At 63.9% G+C, this 23,115-nt stretch carries 22 protein-coding genes and 1 tRNA gene; 13 read left to right on the forward strand and 10 right to left on the reverse strand.

The window, feature by feature from the left end:
- Window positions 1-21 precede the first annotated feature (21 nt).
- Both AC54T3_RS01785 and AC54T3_RS01790 read right to left on the reverse strand, forming a co-directional pair.
- Window positions 22-360 (reverse strand): P-II family nitrogen regulator, encoded by a 339-nt coding sequence (locus tag AC54T3_RS01785; RefSeq protein ID WP_200346057.1) that lies wholly within the window; start codon window positions 358-360, stop codon window positions 22-24.
- 83 nt (window positions 361-443) lie between these two features.
- Entirely contained in the window at window positions 444-1,205 is a 762-nt protein-coding gene (locus AC54T3_RS01790) for a TorF family putative porin (protein WP_496621827.1), read from the reverse strand.
- 310 nt (window positions 1,206-1,515) lie between these two features.
- Between AC54T3_RS01790 and ubiK the strand changes: the two genes are divergently transcribed.
- The 5 genes from ubiK to AC54T3_RS01815 all read left to right on the forward strand — a co-directional run bounded on the left by ubiK (window position 1,516) and on the right by AC54T3_RS01815 (window position 8,516).
- Complete coding sequence (gene ubiK, locus AC54T3_RS01795; protein WP_496621829.1) at window positions 1,516-1,842, forward strand: ubiquinone biosynthesis accessory factor UbiK; 327 nt, start codon at window positions 1,516-1,518, stop codon at window positions 1,840-1,842.
- A gap of 52 nt (window positions 1,843-1,894) precedes the next feature.
- Window positions 1,895-3,424: a YifB family Mg chelatase-like AAA ATPase gene (locus AC54T3_RS01800; RefSeq protein WP_496621893.1), complete on the forward strand. Its 1,530-nt coding sequence runs from the start codon at window positions 1,895-1,897 to the stop codon at window positions 3,422-3,424.
- A 3-nt stretch (window positions 3,425-3,427) separates the two neighbouring features.
- A complete protein-coding gene (locus AC54T3_RS01805) occupies window positions 3,428-5,374 on the forward strand; it encodes an ATP-binding cassette domain-containing protein (protein WP_496621831.1) in 1,947 nt (648 codons plus the stop codon).
- The gene (locus AC54T3_RS01810; RefSeq protein ID WP_496621832.1) at window positions 5,374-5,937 is read left to right on the forward strand and encodes a DUF2939 domain-containing protein; all 564 of its coding nucleotides are present in this window, start codon (window positions 5,374-5,376) and stop codon (window positions 5,935-5,937) included. Before AC54T3_RS01805 ends, AC54T3_RS01810 begins: the two co-directional genes overlap by 1 nt.
- A 62-nt stretch (window positions 5,938-5,999) precedes the next feature.
- On the forward strand, window positions 6,000-8,516 hold the full coding sequence (locus tag AC54T3_RS01815; RefSeq protein ID WP_496621895.1) for a glycogen/starch/alpha-glucan phosphorylase: 2,517 nt from the start codon (window positions 6,000-6,002) through the stop codon (window positions 8,514-8,516).
- 588 nt (window positions 8,517-9,104) lie between these two features.
- On the opposite strand, the gene AC54T3_RS01820 is transcribed toward AC54T3_RS01815, so the two are convergent.
- Window positions 9,105-9,189, reverse strand: a tRNA-Leu gene (locus AC54T3_RS01820).
- Between the two features lie 168 nt (window positions 9,190-9,357).
- Between AC54T3_RS01820 and AC54T3_RS01825 the strand changes: the two genes are divergently transcribed.
- The 3 genes from AC54T3_RS01825 to AC54T3_RS01835 all read left to right on the forward strand — a co-directional run bounded on the left by AC54T3_RS01825 (window position 9,358) and on the right by AC54T3_RS01835 (window position 10,880).
- Window positions 9,358-10,029: an LON peptidase substrate-binding domain-containing protein gene (locus AC54T3_RS01825; protein ID WP_496621833.1), complete on the forward strand. Its 672-nt coding sequence runs from the start codon at window positions 9,358-9,360 to the stop codon at window positions 10,027-10,029.
- Between the two features lie 90 nt (window positions 10,030-10,119).
- On the forward strand, window positions 10,120-10,446 hold the full coding sequence (locus AC54T3_RS01830; protein WP_496621834.1) for a HesB/IscA family protein: 327 nt from the start codon (window positions 10,120-10,122) through the stop codon (window positions 10,444-10,446).
- 20 nt (window positions 10,447-10,466) lie between these two features.
- Entirely contained in the window at window positions 10,467-10,880 is a 414-nt protein-coding gene (locus AC54T3_RS01835) for a SufE family protein (protein WP_496621835.1), read from the forward strand.
- A 36-nt stretch (window positions 10,881-10,916) separates the two neighbouring features.
- Here the strand turns inward: AC54T3_RS01835 and AC54T3_RS01840 are convergent, their stop codons facing one another.
- On the reverse strand, window positions 10,917-11,591 hold the full coding sequence (locus tag AC54T3_RS01840; RefSeq protein ID WP_496621836.1) for a Fe2+-dependent dioxygenase: 675 nt from the start codon (window positions 11,589-11,591) through the stop codon (window positions 10,917-10,919).
- A gap of 74 nt (window positions 11,592-11,665) precedes the next feature.
- On the opposite strand from AC54T3_RS01840, the gene AC54T3_RS01845 reads away from it, so the two are divergent.
- From AC54T3_RS01845 to mepA, 4 genes are all read left to right on the forward strand, one after another.
- Window positions 11,666-12,388 carry a hypothetical protein gene (locus AC54T3_RS01845; protein WP_496621837.1) on the forward strand — a complete coding sequence of 241 codons (723 nt, stop codon included), beginning with the start codon at window positions 11,666-11,668 and terminating at the stop codon, window positions 12,386-12,388.
- 35 nt (window positions 12,389-12,423) lie between these two features.
- A complete protein-coding gene (locus AC54T3_RS01850) occupies window positions 12,424-14,211 on the forward strand; it encodes an SLC13 family permease (protein WP_496621839.1) in 1,788 nt (595 codons plus the stop codon).
- 236 nt (window positions 14,212-14,447) lie between these two features.
- Window positions 14,448-15,131, forward strand: a complete 684-nt coding sequence (locus AC54T3_RS01855) for a hypothetical protein (RefSeq protein ID WP_496621840.1) — start codon at window positions 14,448-14,450, stop codon at window positions 15,129-15,131.
- A 116-nt stretch (window positions 15,132-15,247) separates the two neighbouring features.
- Complete coding sequence (gene mepA / locus AC54T3_RS01860) at window positions 15,248-16,144, forward strand: penicillin-insensitive murein endopeptidase (RefSeq protein ID WP_496621842.1); 897 nt, start codon at window positions 15,248-15,250, stop codon at window positions 16,142-16,144.
- A gap of 1 nt (window position 16,145) precedes the next feature.
- Here mepA and AC54T3_RS01865 read toward each other — a convergent pair whose 3' ends face one another.
- The 6 genes from AC54T3_RS01865 to AC54T3_RS01890 form a co-directional block, all read right to left on the reverse strand.
- Window positions 16,146-16,742 carry a 2OG-Fe(II) oxygenase family protein gene (locus AC54T3_RS01865; RefSeq protein ID WP_496621843.1) on the reverse strand — a complete coding sequence of 199 codons (597 nt, stop codon included), beginning with the start codon at window positions 16,740-16,742 and terminating at the stop codon, window positions 16,146-16,148.
- A 69-nt stretch (window positions 16,743-16,811) separates the two neighbouring features.
- Entirely contained in the window at window positions 16,812-17,759 is a 948-nt protein-coding gene (gene secF / locus AC54T3_RS01870; protein ID WP_496621844.1) for a protein translocase subunit SecF, read from the reverse strand.
- Between the two features lie 22 nt (window positions 17,760-17,781).
- Window positions 17,782-19,635 (reverse strand): protein translocase subunit SecD, encoded by a 1,854-nt coding sequence (secD, locus tag AC54T3_RS01875; RefSeq protein ID WP_496621846.1) that lies wholly within the window; start codon window positions 19,633-19,635, stop codon window positions 17,782-17,784.
- A 130-nt stretch (window positions 19,636-19,765) separates the two neighbouring features.
- Window positions 19,766-20,095, reverse strand: coding sequence for a preprotein translocase subunit YajC (gene yajC, locus AC54T3_RS01880; RefSeq protein WP_496621847.1), 330 nt, complete (start codon window positions 20,093-20,095; stop codon window positions 19,766-19,768).
- Window positions 20,096-20,153: 58 nt separating this feature from the next.
- Window positions 20,154-21,260 carry a tRNA guanosine(34) transglycosylase Tgt gene (gene tgt / locus AC54T3_RS01885; protein WP_496621849.1) on the reverse strand — a complete coding sequence of 369 codons (1,107 nt, stop codon included), beginning with the start codon at window positions 21,258-21,260 and terminating at the stop codon, window positions 20,154-20,156.
- Window positions 21,257-22,027 carry an HAD family hydrolase gene (locus AC54T3_RS01890; RefSeq protein WP_496621851.1) on the reverse strand — a complete coding sequence of 257 codons (771 nt, stop codon included), beginning with the start codon at window positions 22,025-22,027 and terminating at the stop codon, window positions 21,257-21,259. The genes tgt and AC54T3_RS01890 overlap by 4 nt, the downstream gene beginning before the upstream one ends.
- Window positions 22,028-22,310: 283 nt before the next feature.
- Between AC54T3_RS01890 and msrA the strand changes: the two genes are divergently transcribed.
- The gene (gene msrA, locus AC54T3_RS01895; RefSeq protein ID WP_496621853.1) at window positions 22,311-22,949 is read left to right on the forward strand and encodes a peptide-methionine (S)-S-oxide reductase MsrA; all 639 of its coding nucleotides are present in this window, start codon (window positions 22,311-22,313) and stop codon (window positions 22,947-22,949) included.
- The last annotated feature ends 166 nt before the right edge of the window (window positions 22,950-23,115 follow it).

Genomic DNA, 23,115 nt, shown 5'->3' on the forward strand with positions numbered 1-23,115 from the left:
TTACATTCCTCCGTTGCCGAGTTAGAGTGCGTCCGGACCGGTCTCGCCGGTGCGGATACGAATGACCTGATCGACGTCGCTGACGAAGATCTTGCCGTCGCCGATCTTGCCGGTGCGAGCGGCGTTGCTGATCGCCTCGATGACCTGATCGACCAAGCTGTCATCGATCGCGATCTCGACCTTGATCTTGGGGAGGAAATCGACGACGTACTCGGCGCCGCGATAGAGTTCGGTATGGCCCTTCTGGCGACCGAAGCCCTTCACCTCGATGACGGTGATACCCGAGACGCCGATATCGGCCAGCGCCTCGCGCACGTCATCAAGCTTGAAGGGTTTGATGATGGCAGCAACCAACTTCATGAATGTGCTCCGTGGGATTGAAAGCGGCCGGCTTCATTCAGGCCAACCGCTTGTATATGATGGCAAATCGAGACGCTAAGCCCTCAGAACTCCTTGGCCCAGCTCACCCAGAACTTCGGGTCGTTGTCGTAACCCAAGCCCGATTCCCCATTGTTCTGGTCCCAATTGAAGCTGAACGTACCAAACTCTCCGGCTTCACGACTAATTGAAGCGCCGAAATGCCAGTAGTCGTAGCTTTCCGTACCGAGATAGGGGTTGCCATTAGCGGCAACCTTGAGCACTTCCCCCTCATCGTGGCGGAAATCGTAGTAACCGGCATGCAGACTAAACCCAAAATCGTAGGGTAGAGCGAAGTCGGCACCGCCGAAATAGTAGAGATCGCCATCGTCGTACAGACCATCGTCGTTCTCGCCGGAGACGGTGTAAGCCAAGCCAAGCGTGAACCACTTAAACGAGCCGCTGAGCGAGAGTTCCGCGAAATCGGAGTCTCGACCATCTGGATAGGCGTAGTAGATCGCGCCGATGTCATAACTCACATCATCGTTAATGGCACCGCCGAAACCCGCATAGAGGTCGAGTTCATAGGTCGGATCAGGTGAACCCCAGTCGATATTTGAAGCCCAGGTCCCGGCATAAAAGCCACTCTCGTGTGCGACATCGAGGCCGCCCTGGATCGCGGCCTGATCGCCGGTCTGGGTCACACCGCGCCAGATATAGTTCGAGACAGCGCCGATATTTGCGCTAAAAGACCAAGGCTCTTGAGCCGCGACCGGGGAGGAAATAATCAGCGCGGTGGAAAGAAGCGCACCAGAGGCGGCGGCGATTCCGAGTCTCTGTATGTTCATGATGCAAAGTTACCTCAGTTCGATCGTTGACGGGCGAAACAGCCGCCCTGCGCGGTGATCCTGCCAACGCAAAATCACGGTCCCATACCGCTAAGCAGATATCATGCCTATCCTCCATTGTGCGCAAAAGGCTACGGTTTTGGCTATAATGTCGCAAAATAACCACCTGGCCTTGCACCTATTAGGTGCATCGCTCGCCGAGCATGCTGGAACCCTTGCACCATGACTGTGCAAACTTTGAGGCGGGCGCCTCGATCGCCATCGCCCTATAATGGTTTCAACCTCTTCCCACGCTTAACGGTGATCCTCGATGCTGGACCCCAAACAGATTGACGACCTTGTACGCCGCCTGGCGGATCAGGCCCCCAAGGGCTTTCAGGTGTTGCAAGAAGATCTCAACCGCAACTTTCGCGCAACGCTGGAGGCCGGGCTCGCCCGGCTCGACCTGGTGACGCGCGAGGAATTCGACGTCCAAGCCGCCGTGCTCGCACGCTCGCGCGCCAAGCTCACCGCGCTCGAGCAGCGGGTCGCCGCGCTTGAGGCCCTGTGCGTGCCGAACTCGGCCTCGGTGGCGGCGGCCGACCGTGCTGGAGGCGCTGGGGCTGGAAGCGCCGAGTTCGAAGAGCCCAGCGCCTGAGCCACGGGCGCCAGCGCTCGCCGCATCGCGCTCGTCCACTCAGGATCTCGCCTTGGGTCTCTCGGTTCTGCATAGTCGCGCCCGCGTCGGCATCGAGGCGCCACCGGTCACCGTCGAGGTGCATGCCGGCGTCGGCTTGCCGTCGCTGTCGATCGTCGGCCTCCCCGAGCTTGCGGTGCGCGAGAGCAAGGACCGGGTCCGCGGCGCGCTCGCCAATAGCCAATTCGACTTCCCCGCCGGGCGCGTCACCATCAACCTGGCCCCCGCCGATCTCCCCAAGGAAGGCGGGCGCTTCGACCTGCCGATCGCCCTCGGCATCCTCGGCGCATCCGGGCAGATCCAGAGCGCGCAACTGAGCACGCACGAATTCGTCGGCGAACTGGCCCTGAGTGGCGAGCTACGCCCGATCAACGCCGTCCTGCCGGCGGCGCTCGCGGCCCGTGACGCGAGGCGCGCGCTGGTGCTGCCACGCGCGAACGCGGCCGAAGCGGCGCTGGTCAGCGGTCTCCAGATCCTACCCGCCGATCGGTTGCTCGATGTCTGCGAGCACCTAAACGGGCTCAACGCGCTGGCTGTCCATCAGCCCGACGCGCCACCGCCGGCGCCAGACAACGTCCCGGATCTGGCCGAGGTGCGCGGTCAGCCCCAGGCCAAGCGGGCGCTCGAGATCGCCGCCGCCGGCGCGCACAGTCTGCTCCTGCTCGGCCCGCCGGGCACCGGCAAGTCGATGCTGGCCGCGCGCCTGCCCGGCATCCTGCCGCCCCTGAGCGAGGCCGAGGCGGTCGAGGTCGCCGCCGTGCACTCGGTCAGCCAGCTCGCGCCGGCGATCCCCTTGCACTGGCGCCAGCGCCCGTTTCGCTCGCCGCACCATACCGCCTCCGGTATCGCCTTGGTCGGCGGCGGCGCCAATCCGCGTCCCGGCGAAATCTCGCTCGCGCATCATGGGGTGCTGTTCCTGGACGAGCTGCCGGAATTCGATCGGCGCGTGCTGGAGGTCCTGCGCGAGCCGCTCGAATCCGGCCAGATCCATATCTCGCGCGCGGCGCGCAGCGCCGAGTTCCCGGCCCGTTTCCAGCTCGTCGGGGCCATGAATCCGTGCCCCTGCGGCTATTTCGGCGATCCCAGTGGCCGCTGCCGTTGTACCCAGGAGCAAGTCAGCCGCTATCGCGCGCGCCTCTCCGGCCCGCTGCTTGATCGCATCGACCTGCACGTGGAGGTGCCGCGCCTACCCGCCGAGCAGCTGCATGCCGATGCGCAAGCCCCGGCGGAGTCGAGCGCGACGGTCAAACAGCGGGTCGCGGCGGCCCGCGCGCTGGCCGAAACACGCGCCGGTAAACCGAACAGCGCCCTGGAGCCGCGCGAGATCGAGCGCGACTGCCCACTCGGCAACGACGGTCGGCAGCTGATGCAGCGCGCCATGCAACAACTGGCGCTCTCCGCCCGGGCCTATCATCGAATCTTGAAGGTCGCTCGCACCATTGCCGACCTCGATCATCGCGAACGAATCACGCCGGTGCATCTCGGCGAGGCCATTGGTTACCGACGCCTGGATCGCGGGCAAGCAGCAGGAGGACTCGGCTAACACATGCTGGAATTGCGAGGGGTCAGCCTGCGACGCGGGACCAAGCTCCTGCTCGAGGACGCAGATCTGCGCCTGCATCCGGGTCAGAAACTCGGCCTAGTCGGCGCCAACGGCTGCGGTAAATCGAGCCTGCTCGCGCTGCTGCGCGACGAGCTGACACCCGACGCCGGCAGCGTCTCCATCCCCGCCGGCTGGGAGGTCGCGCATGTGGCCCAACACACCCCCTCGGGCGCGCGCGAGGCGATCGAGTTCGTCATCGATGGCGACACCGAACTCAGGCAACTGCAAGCGGCCCTGAGCGAGGCCGAGCAGGCCGACGACGGCCTGCGCCAAGGCGAGCTGCTCGGGCGCCTCGAATCGGTCGGCGCCTGGGAGGCCGAGAGCCGCGCGGCGCAGCTCATGCACGGCCTCGGCTTCGCGGTCGGCGACGAACGGCGAGCGCTCGATGCCTGGTCCGGGGGCTGGCGCATGCGCTTGGCGCTGGCGCGCGCGCTCATGTGCCGATCCGACCTGCTGCTGCTCGATGAGCCCACCAACCACCTCGATCTAGACGCGGTGATCTGGCTCGAGGGCTGGCTGCGCGCCTACCCCGGCACCCTGGTGCTGATCTCGCACGATCGCGACGTGCTCGATGCGGTGGCGACCAGCATCTGCCACCTCGAGCGGCTCCAACTGCGCACCTACAGCGGCGGTTATTCCGCCTTCGAGCGCCAGCGTGCCGAGCAACTGGCGCAGCAGCAGGCCGCCTTCGAGCGCCAGCAGCGCGAGATCGCCCATGTGCGCTCCTTCATCGATCGCTTCCGCGTCCAAGCCAACAAGGCGCGCCAGGCGCAGAGCCGGCTGAAGGCCCTCGAACGCCTCGAACTGATCGCACCGGCGCATGTGGACACGCCGTTCCGGTTCCGTTTTCGCAATGCCGAGAGCCAACCCAACCCGCTATTGCGGCTCGAGGATCTCGCAGTTGGCTATGATGGTGTCCCGATCCTCGAGGCGGTCTCGCTGATCTTCCGACCCGGTGACCGGCTCGCCCTGCTCGGCCCGAATGGCGCCGGTAAGTCGACCCTGATCAAGACGCTGGCGGGCGAGCGACCGGCCCTCACAGGCAGTCGTCTTGAGGCCCAGGGGCTGCGCATCGGCTACTTCGCGCAACATCAGATGGACCAGCTCCATCCGGATGAATCGCCGTTACGGCATCTGACCGCGCTCGATCCAGTCGCCTCGGAACAATCACTGCGCGACTTTCTCGGCGGCTTCGGCTTCAGCGGCGATCAGGCCACCGACTCCGTCGCGCCGTTCTCCGGTGGCGAGAAGGCCCGGCTCGCGCTCGCGCTGATCGTCTACCAACGCCCGAATCTGCTGTTGCTCGACGAGCCGACCAATCACCTCGATCTCGACATGCGCCACGCCTTGAGCGAGGCGCTACAGGACTACGAGGGCGCCGTGGTGCTGGTCTCGCACGATCGCCATCTGCTGCGCATCACCTGTGATGAGCTGCTGTTGGTCGATGACGGGAGCGTCCAGCTGTTCGACGGCGATCTCGACGACTACCCGACCTGGATCAGCCAACGCGCAAACCAGCGCGCGAGCCAACGCCGACAGTCGGCCAGCGCCGGCGTGGAGGGCGACGCTCGAGCAACCCCCAACACCGAGCCCAATGCGGTCGTCTCGAAGAAGGATCTGCGCCGCCGCGAGGCCGAGGAACGCGCCCGGCTACAACCCCTGCGGCAGCGGCTCAAACGGCTCGAGCAGCGCCTGGAGACACTCAGCGAACAAGGCGAGCAGCTCGACCAACAGTTGACCGACAACAGCCTCTATGAGCCAGACGCCAAAGCGCGCCTGCTCACGTTGATGGACACCAAGCGCCAGGTCGACGCCGAACTGAGCGAGATCGAGCAGGCCTGGATCAGCACGGGCGAAGAACTCGAACGGCTCCAGGCACCCCAGCGCTAATGCCCGCCAGCAGTCAGGCACCGCTGCGCCCGGCGTTGCCGCACCGCCGACCCTGGCTGCCGGCAAGAGTTCGCTGGGTCGCGGTTGGCTTGCTGATCATCGCCAGCCTTTATCTGGTCTCGCCCTTTATCAGCCTCTGGCGGCTCGATCGCACCACCGTGAATGGACCGACCTCGGCGCTCGGCAGTCTGGTCGATCTCGACGCCGTGCGCGAGCAGATCCTGAGCCGGCTCGATAAGGATCGCCCAAGCGCGATCGGCGAGGTCTCCGACGCCTTCATCGACTGGGTACAAACGACCATCCGCCGCGAGGGCCTCCACGCCCTGCCCCAAGCGATAACCTTGACCTGGGTGCGCGAACGGCTACTCACGCATGCCGAGGACCGAAGCGGATTCTGGCCCGCCATCAGCTACGCCTTCTACGATAGCCCGACCAGCTTTCGCGTGCGCATCGGGCAGCCCGTCACCCAGGCCGAGGAGGCATCGGCAACGCCTGCCCCACCGGTGCAGCTGCGGCTCGAGCGGGGCTGGCTGGATTGGCGCGTCACGGCTATCTCCTATTGACGCACCGCCGCGACCGGGCCAGGCTTCAAACCAATCTCTTTCATTCAGCGCAGGAACTCATGATGTCCCCGTTCAAAGACCTCACCGACAGCTCACCCAACGACCAACTGTTCAAGCTCGACCCCCTGGGCATGGATGCCGACAGCCTCGGCCGTGACTTTCAACACTACTACGCGCATACCCTGGGTCGTGATCGCGACTGCCGCTCCGCCTACTACCCCTACAAGGCCTTGGCCATCACGCTGCGCGACCGCTTGATGGAGCGCTGGAAGCGCACTCGACACGCGCATGACCAGGCCAACTGCAAGCGCACCTACTACCTCTCGCTCGAGTTTCTGATGGGACGCTCGCTGAGCAACGCGCTACTCAACCTCGGCATCACCGACGAGGCACACCAAACCCTCTACGAGATGGGCCTACTCTACGAGGAGATCGAATCCGCCGAGATGGACGCTGGGCTGGGCAACGGCGGCCTGGGGCGCCTAGCCGCCTGCTTCCTCGACAGTTGCGCGACGCTGCAGTTGCCGGTCAAGGGTTATGGCCTGCGCTATGACTTCGGCATGTTTCGGCAGCTGATCGAGAACGGTCGCCAGCTCGAGGAGCCAGATCACTGGCTGCGCGATGGCACGCCCTGGGAGCTGGAGCGTCCCGAGTACACGCAGCGCATCCCCTTCGGCGGTCACACCGAGACGCACCAGGACGACCAGGGCCGCTCGGTGCAGCGCTGGGTCAACACTCACGATGTGCTGGCGGTGCCCTACGATATCCCGATCCCCGGCTATAAGAACGACACCATCAATACCCTGCGGCTCTGGTCGGCGACCGCCACCGATGTCTTCGACCTCGGCGAATTCAACGCCGGCAGTTATCCAGAGTCGGTCGCCGCCAAGAACGCCGCCGAGCACATCACCATGGTGCTCTATCCGAACGATGCCAGCGAGAACGGCAAGGAGCTGCGCCTGCGCCAGCAATACTTACTTGCCTGCGCCAGCATCAAGGACGTGATCCGTGAATGGCAGCGCCTACACGGCAACGACTTCAGCGCGTTCGCCGACAAGAACTGCTTCCAGCTCAACGATACCCATCCGGCGGTCTCGGTGCCGGAGCTGATGCGCCAGCTCGTCGATCTGCACCATCTGGAGTGGGAGCAGGCCTGGGAGATCACTACCCGCACCATGGCCTACACCAACCATACCCTGCTCCCAGAAGCACTCGAGCGCTGGCCGGTGCGCCTGTTCCAGCAACTGTTGCCGCGCATCCTCGAGATCATCTACGAGATCAACGCCCGTTTCCTCTCCGAGGTCGCCTCGCGCTGGCCGGGCGATATGGAGCGGCAGCGGCGCATGTCGTTGATCGAGGAAAGCGATGATCCGCAGGTGCGGATGGCCTTCCTGGCCATCGTCGGCAGCTTTTCGGTCAATGGCGTCGCCGCGCTGCACTCCGAACTGCTCAAACAGGGCCTGTTCCGCGACTGGTTCGAGCTGTGGCCGGCCAAGTTCAACAACAAAACCAATGGGGTCACACCACGGCGTTGGCTGGCGATGTGCAATCCGGGGCTCCGCGAGCTGCTCGATGACACGGTGGGTCAGGATTGGGTCAACGATCTGTCACTCCTTGAGCAGCTCGCGCCCAAGGCCGAGGATACCGACTTCCAGCAACGCTGGGATGAGATCAAAATCGCCAATAAGACGCGCTTGGCGGAGATGGTGGGCTCCACCTGCCGGATCGACTTCCCGGTCGAATTCATGTTCGATGTCCAGGTCAAGCGCATCCATGAATACAAGCGCCAACTCCTCAACATCCTGCATGTGATCCACCTCTATCACCGGATCAAACATGGCGACGGCGAGATCGGCGCGCCGCGCTGCGTGCTGATCGGCGGCAAGGCCGCGCCCGGCTATGAGATCGCGAAGCTGATCATCAAGCTGGTCAATAACGTCGCCAAGGTGGTCAATGCCGATCGTCAGGTCACCGAGCAGCTGCGCGTAGCCTTCATCCCCGATTACCGTGTCTCGGTGATGGAGATCCTGGCGCCGGGCACCGATCTTTCCGAGCAAATCTCGACCGCCGGCAAGGAGGCCTCCGGCACCGGCAACATGAAGTTCATGATGAATGGCGCGGTGACCATCGGCACCCTGGATGGCGCCAACATCGAGATCCGCGAGCGCGTCGGCGATGAGAACTTCTTCCTCTTCGGGCTCACCGCAGAAGAGGTCACGCGCACCCGCGATCACTATGACCCCAATGGCATCATCGCCCATGACGAGGCCCTGCGCGAGGTCATGGCCCTGCTCGAATGCGGCCACTTCAATCAGTTCGAGCCGGGCATCTTCGACCCGATCATCCACGGCATCCGCAACCCCAACGACCCCTGGCTCACGGCTGCGGATTTCGACAGCTATCGCCAAGCCCAGCAGCAAGCCGCCGATGCCTTTATGGACCGTCCGCGCTGGCTCAAGATGAGCATTCTCAACAGCGCGCACAGTGGGCATTTCTCGTCCGACCGCACCATCGCCCAGTACAACCAGGACATCTGGACGCTGACACCCATCCCACCGACGCCATTCAGCGAGAGGTAAACGCCTCCGCCGACGAACGCGCGTTCGAACCCAACCTCACAGGCTAGCGTTCGAGCGCGCAGCCAGCTATGCCGCGCGCGGCGTCCGGCTCTAACGGCATCGGCCGCGAGTCAACCCCCTGCGCCTAATCCGTTTTGGTGTTGATTATTATTGTTATTTATAAATTTGATTTATTAATTTAGTTGTAATAGTAAAGGCTGTGGATAACCTGTCTTTTGTGTAAAAATTATAATAATTTCAAACGGATGAAGAAATCATAAGGCTGTGTGTTAAGGGCGGATTACCTGTGGATAACTTGTGGGCAGAAACACGCGAGAATCCGTCGACAAGTTATCCACAGCTTATGCCGCTGGATGTCAACAGGATATGATCACTCTTGGATGATGATCGAGGAAGACGCTCGCGTCGCTTTATGGCGAGCAGCGCATTAACGCGCTCGGGCGGTTCGTTCGGGGTGTTGCGTGGTCTGCGATTGGAACAGCGTCAGAAGCGCAGGCCGGGCGGCAGCTGTCACGAGCCGTCAACTAGCCCAAAGCCGCTGCTTGGCGGCTTTACGCATTGACGGCGCTAACGCTTTGATAGGAAAGCTGGTGCCCGGAGCCGGACTCGAACCGGCACGACCGAAGCCGAGGGATTTTAAGTCCCTTGTGTCTACCAATTTCACCATCCGGGCAGGGTCTTGCATTATGACGGGTCAAGGCGCTTTCGGCGAGCCCTGGTGAGCGTGCTTGCCAGCCGCGTCTTCTTGCGCGAGCGCGCATTTTGGACACGACCTCATCCGCCCTTATATTAGGCGCCAGCCCACAGAATCCGCGACCACCGACCACCGGAGAATCGCCCGATGCGTAGCCCCTTTCTACAGCGTTTCCCCGATCTGCCCGACGTGCTGCCGATCTTCCCGCTCAGCGGCGCCGTGGTGATGCCGGGCGTGCAACTGCCGCTGAATATCTTCGAGCCGCGCTATTTGGCAATGGTGCAGGCCGCCTTGGCGAGCGATCATCTGCTCGGCATGGTGCAGCCGCGCGCGCCGGCAGCGGACGCGCAGGCGGTGAATGATCCGCTCGACATCCATCGGGTCGGCTGCGCTGGGCGCATCACCTCCTACAGCGAGACCAACGACGGGCGCATCGTGCTGGTTCTGACCGGGCTCTGTCGTTTCAGGGTTCTGGAGGAGTTGCCGACGCAAGAAGACTTCCGCCGCGTCAGGCCGGAGTGGCAAGGGTTCGCGCTGGACCTTGAGGACGATGAGGCGAGCCTGAGCGAGCGCGACCGTTTCATGGGCTCGCTGCGCACCTTCTGCGAGCAGCGCAGCGTTGAGATCCCCTGGGATGACATCGGTAAGATGGCCGATGCCGACCTGATCAATCTCCTCTGCGCCCATCTGCCACTCGAGGCCGAGGACAAGCAGGCCTTGATCGAGACGGTCCAGCTCGGTGCGCGCGCTTCGCTGATGCGCGGACTGATGGAGATGTCCGCGCACGCGGCCCGGCTGGGGAACGAGCTGCGCCACTGAGCGAGACAACGGCGCGCGAGCCCTTGAAATTCGCCCGCGCGAGGGGCACTAGCTAGGACAGCGCTATCCATGAACATGAGGACTCCATCAATGGCAGTGACTTTGACCGACGCGGCCGCGAGCCACGTCAATAAGATGCTCCAACAACGCGGCCATGGCGTCGGGCTGCGCCTCGGTACCAAGAAGAGCGGCTGTACTGGCTTCGCCTATGTGGTCGATTATGCCGACGACTGCGCCGATGGCGACCATATCTTCGAGAGCCATGGCGTGAAGGTCGTGGTCGACGAGGCTAGCCTGCCGCGCCTCGATGGCATGGAGGTCGACTTCGTCAAATCCAGCCTGCTCAACGAGGGCTTTGAGTTCCGCAACCCCAACATCAAGGACGAATGCGGCTGTGGCGAGTCGTTCAGCGTCTGACCCGATACCAAGGACCATCCATGGCCGACGAATCGATCCAAGACATCATCGAGACCTTCGATCTGCTGGGCGACTGGGATCAGCGCTATCAGTACCTGGTCGAGATCGGTGAGCGCCTGCCGGCCATGGACCCGGCCGATAAGACCGATGCCAACCGGGTGATGGAGTGCATGAGTACCGTGCATGTAGTGGCCAAGCCCGAGGGTGAGCGGCTGCGCTTCGAGGGCGATTGCGATACCGCGATCATCAAGGGCGTGGTCGCGCTCCTGGTCGGTCTGTTCTCGGGCAAGACTGCAGCCGAGATCGAGGCGCTGGATGTCGATGCGCTGTTCGCGGGCCTGCAGCTCGAAGAGCACCTGAGCCCGAACCGACATGTCGGTGTCTACGCGATCGTCAATAAGATGAAGGCGCAGGCCGCGCGGGCGGCGGCCTGAGGCACAGCATCAGGGGCCACAGCGTCGGGGAGGCGGTCAAAGCTCGCTCCACATCCGTACCAGGTTGGCGTAACTGCGGTCGACGCGCCCGGTATGCTCGGCCCCCGGTGCCTCCTTCAACAGCAGCTCGCGCGCCTGATTGAGTTCGTAGAGCAATTCGCGCTGGGCCGGGTCGCGCACATAGCTTTGAATCCATGTCAGCGCCACCAGGCGCTCGCCGCGCGTCACTTCGGCGACCTGATGCAGGCTCGAGGATGGATAGAGGACGGCATCGCCAGCGGGCAGCTTGACGCGCTGATCGCCGAACGGGGTGTGCATCAGCAGCTCGCCGCCGTTATAGGCATCCGGCTCATTCAGGAACAACGTCATCGAGACATCGCTGCGAAAGCGCGGCCCGCTGCTACCCATGATCGGATCATCGACATGATCGCCATAGGTCATACCGGGCCGATAGCGGGCAAAGATCGGGTCGGCGACGCGGTGCGGCAGCACGCCGAAGCGAAAGCGCTCGTTGTGGCCGAGACTGGCCATCAGGATGCGTACCAGCAGGCGCATGCGCTCGGGCTCCTGGCGCATCTCCTCGTTGTGCTTGACCTGGGAAGCGGCGAAGCCGGCGCTGAGCTTGCCATCGACGAACTCGGCGTTGGCCAGCAGCTCGCGCACCTTCTGGACCTGGGCGGCATTCAGTAGAGCGGGAATCCTGAGTAGCATGGGATGAACGTTCAGCCAGTGGGTCGGATAGAATCAGCGCATCCATCGCGATCAAGCAACGAGCGGAGGGCCGGATGATCCTCAAGGCCATCATCGACGAGCAAGTCTACACCCTGAATGTCCCGGACCCCGTGCTCGAGCGCGGCGGCGACTTCTTCACGCAGTTGGACCGCGATTTGGATCAAGGCTGGCAGATGAGTCGCGAGTGGGTCGAGTCGCCGAATCGCCTACAGCGCTGCCAGATCATCGCCGACAAGCTCCTAACCGCGCTTGAGAAGGAGAACGAGAAGCTGGGTATGCTGATGGCCGGTTATATTCTGACCCGGTTACCGGATGTCGAGAGCGTCGAGCTGGATGTGCAGGGTGAGGTGCAGAACAACCAATTCCGCTTCAAGGAGACAGCAAGCCAGGGCGATGCGGTGGCTGCGGAGGGGGCTGGTCAGCTATCCAGCCAGCTATCCAAGGGGGCAGCCAACGAGCCAACCGCCAGCGTGGCGACAAGCGCCACTGCCCCTGATAGCGGTAACAGTGGCGACAGCGGGGGCGAGGCCGGGCGCGATCAAGCGGAGCACGATCAGGCCGGGTTGCCCGCCGGCCTCGACAAGATGCAGGCGCTCGCGCAGGCCGGGCACGACGTGACCCAGGTCTTCAAGGTCGGCAAGGCGTATCGGTTCTCGGTCTTCGATCACGCCAGCGGCGGTTGGCGGGATTCGCCGCTGATCGCCACCGAGGCCGAGGCCGAACGCTTGCGCCAGGAGAGCTTCAAGGCACGCTACGAGGGCCTGCAACGGTCCTGATCACAGCCGGCCGAATCGCCTGATCGCCCACTCGCATGGAGACATTGCTCGCCCTTGGCTGGCAAGGCTGGCTCAGCCTCGGGCTAACTGGTCTCTCCTTCGTCCTCTTCCTCGCGACCCGCCTCGCGCCCGATGTCATCACCTCGGGCGCGCTCACTGTCCTGCTCGTCACCGGCGTGCTCACCCCGGTCGAAGCCCTGGCCGGTTTCGCCAATCCAGGCATGCTCACCGTCGCCGTACTCTACATGGTGGTCTCCGGGCTCAAGGAGACCGGCGCCGTGAGCTGGATCGGACAGTCGTTGCTCGGCCGACCCAAGGGCGAGGCCGACGCGCGCCTGCGCGTGATGCTGCCCACAGCGGGCCTCAGCGCCTTCCTGAATAACACCGCCGTGGTTGCGATCTTCATCCCGGCGGTCAGCGAGTGGGCGCGCCGGCATCGTCTGCCGCTCTCCCGGCTGCTGATCCCGCTGAGCTTCGCCAGTATCGTCGGTGGCACCTGCACGCTGATCGGCACCAGTACCAACCTAGTGGTCAACGGGCTCTACAGCGAACAGATTCAGGGAGCGGGCTTCGGGCTGTTCGAGCTGGCCTGGATCGGCGTGCCGCTGGTGATCGCAACCCTGATATTCATCATGCTTGGTGCGCGCTGGTTGTTGCCGACACGCGCTGCGGCCGCCGAACGCTTCGAGGACGTGCGCCGCTATACCACCGAGATGATGGTGAGCGCGGACAGCCCGCTTGCCGGCAAGAGCATCGAGGCCGCTGGTCTGCGGCAACTGCCCGGTCTGTTCCTCGCCGAGATCGAGCGCGATGGCCAGATCATGCCGGCGGTCTCGCCACAGGTGCTGCTCGCGGCGGGTGATCGCCTGGTGTTCGCCGGCATCCTTGATTCGGTGCTCGATCTGCATCGGATTCGTGGCCTGGTGCCGGCCACCAATCAGGTCTACAAGCTCGGCGGGCCGCGCCAAGAGCGTTGTTTCGTGGAGGCGGTCCTGTCCAACAAATGTCCTTTGGTGGGCTCGAGCGTGCGTCAGGGCCAATTCCGAGGCTATTACAACGCGGTGATCATTGCGCTCTCGCGCAACGGCGAGCGCGTGCGGCGCAAGATCGGCGATATCGTGCTGCGGGCCGGCGACACCCTGCTGCTCGAGACGCGTCCAGACTTCGTGCTGCAACAGCGTAACTCGAAGGATTTCCTGGTCGTGAGCCAGTTCGGCGACGAGCATCCGTTGCGCCACGAGCGCGCACCGATCGCCATTGCCATCGTCGTGGCCATGGTCGCGGTGGTCGCCGTCGGGCTGCTGAGCATGCTCGAGGCCGCGCTGCTCGCCGCCGGCGCGATGATCCTGACCCGCTGCACGCCCGATCGCGTCGCACGACGCGCGCCGGACTGGCAGGTGTTGATCGTGATCGCGACCTCGTTCGGCATCGGTGCCGCTCTCGAGAAGACCGGCGCTGCGGCCTTGCTCGCAAGCTCGCTGATCGGGCTCGCCGGCGGCCTGCCCTGGCTGGCGCTGGGCCTGTTATTCGTCGCCGCCGCCGTTCTCACCGCCTTGGCCACCAACAATGTTGCTGCGGTCCTCCTGTTTCCAGTGGCCCTCGACAGCGCGCGACTGATGGATGTGAGCCTGTTGCCCTTTCTGGTGACGCTGATGGTTGGCGCTTCGGCCAGCTTCGCGACCCCGATCGGCTATCAGACCAACCTGATGGTGTTCAACGTCGGCGGCTATCGCGCCGTCGATTTTCTGCGCATCGGCATCCCGCTCACCCTGCTGATCGGCGCCCTGACGGTGGCTCTGGTGCCGCTCATCTGGCCGTTCTAGGCGCGGGTCTACCGAAATTGTCTACTTAAATTGACACCAAGAAGTGAATTTTTGTGTCAATCCAACTACACACATGGCAAAAAGGGTTTACACTTAGGGCGAGATTGTCACTTCCGACGGTCCCGCGTCGCGATCACGATGTCGGTTCTTGCGCGGCGTTGTGTCGAGGTCGCCCTGTACCTCGACGGTTGTGGCCGTCGGTCCCCTTCACCACAGGTCCAGTTGGAGGACTCGTCGTGTCCGAAGCCACCGCCGTTTCCAGTGCAGCGCCCGCCAAAGCCAAGTCAAAAGTCAAGACGAAGGACAAGCCGAAGCGCAAACGCTACCAAAGCCCGTTCTTCCTCGCCCTACTGCCGCAAATCATCCTGTTCGTCACCGCCGTGGTGTTGTTCTGGCTGAGTCAGAATGACATGGCCGGCACCATCGAGTACTGGGAATACTTCATCCCGGTCATCGCCCTGATCTCGTTGATCTCAGGTTGGAGTCAGTCCTATCTCTCGAACGAGTTGCGGGCTTGGTACCTGTTCAAACAAGTCGTGCACTGGGGAGCCGTCTTTGGTCTGCTCTATGCCGCCAACAGTCAAGGAATGCGCGAGGCGATCGACGCTCAGCAGTACACCTCGATCGTCATCTACCTGATCGCCTTCGCCACCCTGCTGGCCGCCATCCACATGGACCTCAAGCTGTTCTTCTTCAGCCTGTTCATGGTGTTCTGCGCCTATCTGCTGGCCGCGCCGGCCGATAACGCGATGCTGATCTACATCGGCGAAACCTTCGGCATCGATGGCGCCCAGAGCAAAGCGCTCTCGATCAGCATTGGTGTCGCCGTCGCCGGCTTCATCGCCAGCACCTTTGTGCTGCTCTCGATGCGGGGCATGGTGCTCTCCAAGCGCATCGGCGATAAGCGCAAGGAGGGTTGATCAGCGCTGTGGTGAGGCGCTCCTCCACAGGGAGCGCCACGCCGCAAACGAGCACTTAAGCGTTATACTCAGCCTTTCCCTCGCCAACGGATGTCGCATCCAGACGGGAGCTGCTGATGAACCCGCCGACAAAGGCTTGGCCCAGGCCGTTTCGCCCGCTTTCCGGCAAGCACCAGGGTTTCGGGCAGACGCTCATGATTGGCCTGCTCGCGCTGCTCACGTTCAATCCGGTCGTTGCCGCCGAGACCCCTTGGTCGCGGATCGAGACCGTTGCCAAAGGTCGCCCCGAGGCGATTGGCGGTCCCTCGAACGGCTGCGTGCGCGGTGCCCTGGGCTTACCGGCCAGCGGCGAGGGCTTTGTCAGCATCCGCCGCCATCGCAACCGTTACTACGGACATGCACGGACGATCGCGCTGGTGCGCGAACTCGGCGCCGCAGTTGCCGCGCGTACCGGCGGTCAGCTGATCATGGTCGGCGATCTGGCGCAGCCGCGTGGCGGACGCATGGCGTCGTCGCACGTCAGCCATCAGAATGGGCTGGATGTCGATATCTGGCTCACATTGGCTGAGTCGCCGCGTCAGGCCTGGCGCGACACCCCGGAGGCCCATGACCCACCCAGCATGCTCGACCGTCATCGGCTCCAGCCCAACGTGCGCTGGGGAGCCGATCAGCGCTTTCTGATCCAACGCGCGGCGGAACATCCGGATGTCGACCGGATTCTGGTCAATCCTGGCATCAAGCGCGCCCTCTGCCGCAGTGAGGCGAATGCGCCCTGGCTGCGGAAGATTCGACCCTGGTGGGAACATGACGCGCACATGCATGTGCGCCTAAAATGCCCGGCGGACAGCCCAACCTGCCAGCAGCAGGCACCAATCGCGCCCGGCAGTGGCTGCGGCTCCGAACTCGCCTGGTGGTTCAGCGAGGAAGCGCGCTCGCCGAAGCGGGGCTCATCGGGTAAACCGACACCTCGCCCACAACCACCAGCCGCCTGCAGCCAGGTGCTTGGTTCTTGAGTTAGGCAAAGACCACCCAGGTGGTGGCGATGTACTTGAGCCCGTCGCGCAGCTCCGCAGCGCGATGCTCATGGGTCCAGAACGGCGGGAACAGCACCAGTTTGCCGCGCTCCGGCCGCACGCTGACCTGCTGGAACAGGAAATCGGTCGCGCCGCCCGGCCCCGGCACGTCGTTCAGATACCAGAGCGCCACCAACTGACGCTGGCTGAGTTCGTGGCTGCCGCCGTCGATGTGCCAGTGGTAATACTCGCCGGGCCGATAGCGCTGGACCTGGTAGCCGATGTCCTTGAACGGCCCCTTGAAGTAGGGGAAGGCCTCGCGTAGCTCAAGCATGGCCGCGCCGAGTGAGCGAAACAACATCCGGTCGACATCCTTCCAGTCGTCCTTGTTGCTGACCACCAGATCGGTGGTCTTCTTCACCGAGGCGTTTTCCTCGCGGAGCTGACCGATACGGCCCGCGTATTGCTGCTCCGGATGGGCCTCGAAGCGGGCAATGACCTCCTCGCAGAAGGCCGGCGGCAACGCCGCCGGGCGCTCGAAGATGAAGCTGCCCGGCGTGACCTCGCGCAGGCTGCGCAGTGCGTTAGCGCCAAACACCGTCGCTCTCCCCCTCGGCTGTCGGCTTAGACGCCGTGCTCGGAGGTGCTGTGCTCGCAGCCAAGGTACTCATGGGCGATCATCCACCAGCTTGCCCTCCTTCTCCGGCGGCAGCAGGTCGGCCCGACTGATACCGAGCCACACTGCCGCTGCGGTGGCGATGTAGATAGTCGAATAGGTTCCGACCAGCACGCCGATGATCAGCGCCAGCGAGAAGCCAGCGATGGCTTCCCCACCGAGGAAGTAGAGCGCCAGCAGCACCAAGAGCGTGGTGCCGGAGGTGATGATGGTGCGTGAGAGCGTCTGATTGACCGAGCGATTGCTGATCTCGATCACCGTGCCCTTGCGCATCTTGCGGAAGTTCTCGCGGATGCGGTCGAAGATGACGATGGTGTCGTTGAGCGAGTAGCCGATCACCGCCAGCACGGCCGCCAGCACGGTCAGATCGAACGGGATGTAGAAGATCGAGAACATCCCGATCGTGAACAGCACATCGTGCATCAGGGCTGCGACCGCGCCGACCGCGAAGCGCCACTCGAAGCGCAACGCGACGTAGACCAGGATGCCGATCAGCGCGAACAGCACTGCCAGGCCGCCTTGCTCGCGCAGCTCCTCGCCGACCTGTGGCCCGACGAACTCGACCCGCCGCAGCTCGAGACCGGTCTCGGCCTGCGCGCTGAGGAGCCGGAACACCCGATCACTGAGTTCGGAACTGGCCTCTTCGCCTTCTTGCGGCGCGATGCGGATCAGGATGTCGCGGTTCGAGCCGAAGTATTGGACGGTGGCATCAATGATGCCCTCCTCGGCCAGCGTCGCGGTGATCTCGGACACCTCGACTGGCTGCTCATAGCCGAGTTCGATGACAGTCCCGCCGGTGAAGTCGAGGCCGAAGTTGAAACCGCGCAACAGGATCGACAGCAGGCAGATGACCATGATTGCCCCGGAGACGATCGCCGCGATGCGCCGCTTGCCGAGGAAGTCGATGTTGGAGTCTTTCAGGATCTGGGCGTGGGCCATGAGTAATGCTCTGCGAAGAAAATCAGATGGCCAGCTGCTTCACGCGGCGGCCGCCGTAGATCAGGTTGATCAACGCCCGAGAGCCGAGGATGGCGGTGAACATCGAGGTCAGGATGCCGATGAACAGCGTGACCGCGAAGCCCTTGACCGGCCCGGTGCCGAAGCTGAATAGCACGATCGCGGCGATCAGCGTGGTGACATTGGCATCGACGATGGTCGAGAGCGCCTTGTCATAACCGGCGTGGATGCTTGCCTGCGGTGTGCTGCCGTTGCGGATCTCCTCGCGGATGCGCTCGAAGATCAGCACATTGGCATCGACCGCCATGCCCACCGTCAGCACGATGCCGGCGATACCGGGCATGGTCAGCGTCGCTTGCAAGAGCGAGAGCACGGCGATGATCAGCACCAGGTTGACCACCAGCACCAGATCGGCGACCAGCCCGAAGACGCGGTAGTAGAGCGCCATGAAGATCACCACCAGCGCCAGCCCGATCAGCACCGAGCGCATGCCCTGATCGATATTGTCCTGGCCCAGGCTGGGGCCGATGGTGCGCTCCTCGACGATCTCGATCGGTGCCGCCAGCGCGCCGGCGCGCAGCAGCAGCGCGAGGTTATGCGCCTCCTCGGAGCTATCCAGGCCGGTGGTCTGGAAGCGCCGACCGAAGGGCTCAAGGATATTGGCGACGCTGATGACCTCCTCGCTGCGCACACGCTCCTTCACCGGCTCGCCGTCGACCAAGCGGGTGACGGTGCGCGATTCGATAAAGACCACCGCCATCGGCTTGCCGACGTTCTCGGTGGTCATGCGGCGCATCTGCCGCGCGCCCTGCCCATCGAGGCTGACGCTGACCATCGGCGAACCGCTCTGCTGGTCGAAGCCGGCCGCAGCACTGGTGATTTGGTCGCCGGTGACGATGACCCGGCGCTTGAGCAGGATCGGCTGGCCAGTGCGCTCGTAGTAGAGCGCGGCGCCGACCGGCACCCGGCCGTCGAGCGCGTCCTGCACATCGTGCTCGGTGTCGACCAAGCGGTATTCGAGGGTCGCCGTGGCGCCGAGCAGGTCTTTCAGCCGCGCTGGGTCTTGCGCGCCCGGCAGCTGGACGATGATGCGACGCTCGCCCTGGCGCTGGATAATCGGTTCGGCGACGCCGAGGGCGTTGACCCGGTTGCGCAGGGTGGTGATGTTCTGCTCTAGGGCGAAGCGCTTGATCTCCTCCTGCTTGGCCGGCGGCAGGCTGCCATAGAGGTAGGCGTCGCCACCTTGGCTCCCCGTCGTGACCTCGAGATCGCGAAACTCGTTCCGAATCAGCTTCGCCGCCTCATCGCGCACCGACGCGTCGCGGAAGCGGACCTCGATGCGTCCGTCCTCATGGCCGACGGTCAGATAGCGGATACGCTCATTGCGCAGCAGGGTGCGGATGTCGCCGGTCAAGCGTTCCACTGCCAGGGTCACCGCAGCGTCCATATCGACATCAATCAACACATGGATACCGCCACGCAGATCGAGTCCGAGGAACATGGGCTGCAGGCCCAGCGCCTCGACCAAGCCGGGCAGGTCGGGCGATTGGGTGAGCGCATGCTGATAGCCATCGCCGAGAGTGCGCTCCAGGGTCGCCTGGCCGCGCAACTGGGCGTCTGGTGACTCAAAGCGGATCAGCGCCTTGCCGCCCTCGCGTTCCTCGATCGCCTTCACCGGCACGCCGGCGTTTTCCATCGCCGCCGCGATCTCGGCCCGAGTGGCTGAGTCAACCTCGCCTTCCGAGGCCCGGATCTCGATGGCTGGATCCTGCGGGAACAGGTTCGGCAAGGCTAGCACCAGACCGAACAGGATCACGGCGAGGATCAGCAGATTCTTCCAGAGGGGATACTGATTCATAAGGAAGCGTCTTTCAGTGGCGGGATTCGGCGGCACGGATCGAGTTGAGTCGCAACGGCAGTCGCAGCGGCTTCACGCTGAGCCGCGAGGGCAGCTCAGCGTTGAAGCCCGATCAAGCCTCGAAGGCCGATCAGAGGTCCTTCAGCGAGCCCTTTGGCAGGACGGCCTCGACGGCTTGGCGGCGGACCTTGATGACAACGTTATCGGCGACTTCAACCTGCGCGAAGTTGTCGCCGAGGTCGGTGATGCGTCCGGCCACGCCACCCATGGTGATGACTTCATCGCCCTTACCGAGTCCTTCAACCAGGCGCTTGTGCTCCTTTTGGCGTTTGATCTGCGGGCGAATCATCAGGAAGTAGAGGATGACGATCAGACCGATCGGGAAGAGCAGCCCGAGCAACGGGTCGCCGGCGGGAGCGCCCTCGGCCTGGGCCAGGGCATCGGAGATGAAAAAGCTCATCAGGGTTCCTCATAGGTCGCGCTGTCGATGCGCGTTTCAGCGGTGATCGAGCCCGGTATTATGGCATATCCTCTTCGGTGGAGAACCGTGCCGCGAAGGCTTGAAAGCGATCCTCGGCAATGGCCTCTCGCAAGGCGCGCATCAGGTCTTGATAGAAGGCCAGATTGTGGATGGTATTGAGGCGCGCGCCCAGGATCTCGTTGCAGCGCTCCAGATGATGCAGATAGGCGCGGCTGTAGTGCTGGCAGGTGTAGCAGCCGCAGCGCGGATCGAGCGGGCTGTCGTCGTTCTTGTAGCGCGCGTTGCGAAGGCGCAACACGCCGCCGCGCACGAATAGATGGCCATTGCGCGCGTTGCGCGTCGGCATCACGCAGTCGAACAGATCGATCCCGCGCGCGACCGCCTCGACGATGTCGGTTGGCTTGCCGACGCCCATCAGATAGCGCGGATGCTCCGCCGGTAGCTCGTCGGCGAGATGATCGAGCACCCGCAATCGCTCCGCCGGCGGCTCACCGACCGAGAGCCCGCCGACCGCGTAGCCATCGAAACCGATCTCGAGCAGGCCGGCCAAGGACACCGAGCGCATGGCCGGCGACATGCCGCCCTGGACGATGCCGAACAGCGCCGCTGGATTGTCGCCATGCGCCTGCCTGCAGCGCGCGGCCCAGCGCAGCGACAGCTCCATCGAGCGGCGCACCTCCTCATCGCTCGCTGGGTAGGGCGTGCACTCGTCGAAGATCATCACGATGTCCGCGCCGAGCGCGCGCTGTACCGCCATCGACTCCTCCGGCCCCAGGAACACCGGGCTGCCATCGACTGGCGAGCGGAAATGCACCCCCTGCTCGCTGATCTTGCGCAGCTCACCGAGGCTGAAGACCTGAAAGCCACCGGAATCGGTCAGGATCGGCCCATCCCAGTGCATGAAGCGATGCAGGCCCCCGAGCTGCTCGATGATCGCGGTGCCGGGGCGCAGCATGAGATGGAAGGTGTTGCCGAGGATGATCTCGGCGCCGATCGCGCGCAGCTCCTCTGGCGTCATGCCCTTGACGGTGCCATAGGTGCCGACTGGCATGAAGGCGGGGGTCTCGATGCTGCCGCGCGACAGGGTCAAGCGGCCGCGTCGGGCCAGGCCGTCGTTGGCCAAGCGCTGGAAATCGAGGCTCATGGCCTTGCCTCCCCGTTGGGTTGGTTGCTCGACTCGTCCACAAACTCTGTGCTTGGCTCTCCCAGGCCGAGCCAGGCTTCCAACGTGTGCAGGTCCGCGACCTCGTGCAGTGGCGGCACGAGGTCGGCCGGCCAGCGGTGATTCGCGCGATTGACCCAGACTGCGGCCAGGCCGAGCGCGCGCGCGGCCTCGACATCAAGCGCGGGATCATCGCCGATGTGCAGGGTTTGCGCCGGCGTGGCATCGGCCCAGTCCATGGCCAGCTCAAAGATCGCCGGGTCCGGCTTGGCCGCGCCCGCCTCGGCTGCGGTCAGACAGCGATCAAAGGCAGCGCGCAGCGGGGTCTGCTGTACCTCGGCATTGCCGTTGGTCACCGCCACCAGCCGGCAATGCCGGCGCAAGCGCACCAGCACCGGGGCGACATCGGCATAGGGCTCGACGCGGTTGCGCGCTAGGCGAAAAGCGGCCATCGCGCCCTGGGCCAGCTCGGCGGCCTGGTGCTCGGAATACGCGAACTCCATCAGCAGGCTCCGCAAGGCGGTCTGGCGCAGCGCGGTGACGTCGTGAGCAAGCTCGGGACGCTCGCGCATCAGCGCCTGGCGATGGGCGCGCAGGCTTTCGACGGTATGGCGCTCGGCCAACCTCGGCGCTTGAGCGGCGAGCCAGGCATAGTGCGCGGCCTCGGCCGCTTGGATGACCGGGGCGCAAGGCCAGACGGTGTCGTCGAGATCGATAGTGATGAGGCGAAGATGCTGCCAGGCGGACATGCTGAGGATGAGGGTCTCTTGTTGGGCCAATGTTGGGCCAATGTTGGGCCGATGCGGGAGTCGATATAAATGCCCGTGCGGGAGCCAATATCAGTGCTGGAGCAGGGCGCGGCGGCGCCACGATGAGAATGCCGAAAACGATGCCCAACGATGACGAACGAAGCTGTTATTAACCTGCGGATCCGCTTGGCTTGAGCGGGTCAGCCCAAACCTCAGACAGCCTTAGCTCGCGTCCTTCGCGGCGTCCTGCTATCGCTCAATCATACCGACCGAGGCCATCGCCATGTTCCTGTTCCGCAAGAAAACCGAGCTGCCGACCGCCAAGGAAGCCCTGCCCGGCCGCGAGCAACCGATGCCGGTGACGAACCGGCACGCGGTACTCGGCCATCCACTGCAGCCACCGTTTCCAGCCGGCATGCAAGAGGTGCTGTTTGGCATGGGCTGCTTTTGGGGCGCTGAAAAGACCTTTTGGAGCCTGCCCGGGGTCTATAGCACCGCAGTCGGCTACGCCGGCGGCCTGACCCCGAATCCCACCTACGAAGAGGTCTGCTCCGGCTACACCGGCCACAACGAGGTGGTGCTGGTGGTGTACGACCCGGCGCGAATGGCGTTCGAGCAGTTGCTGAAGACCTTCTGGGAAGGCCACGACCCGACCCAGGGCATGCGCCAGGGCAATGATGTCGGTACCCAATACCGCTCTGGCATCTATGCGTTCGACGCGGCGCCGTTGGAGGCCGCTCGGAACAGCCTGAGCCAGTATCAGCAGGCGTTGGAGCAGGCCAATCGGCGCGCGACCATCACCACCGAGATCCTCTCCGCGCCAACCTTCTACTACGCCGAGGACTACCATCAGCAGTATCTGGCCAAGAACCCGGGCGGCTACTGCGGTCACGGCGGCTGCGGTGTGCGTTATCCGGTATAGGTGGTAGCGATGCAGCGGGCGGGGTTGACAACCAGATTAGTATTTAAGAAACTAGCGATGCACTAGAGGTTCGCAGTCCTCTGGTGCACTCCTCCATCCTCCTTTGGTGGTAATTTTTAGAGCGCGGCGCCCGCCGCGCTTTTTTTTATCCGCTCGTTTGTTCCCC

Source organism: Halochromatium sp. NSM3 (assembly GCF_059621085.1).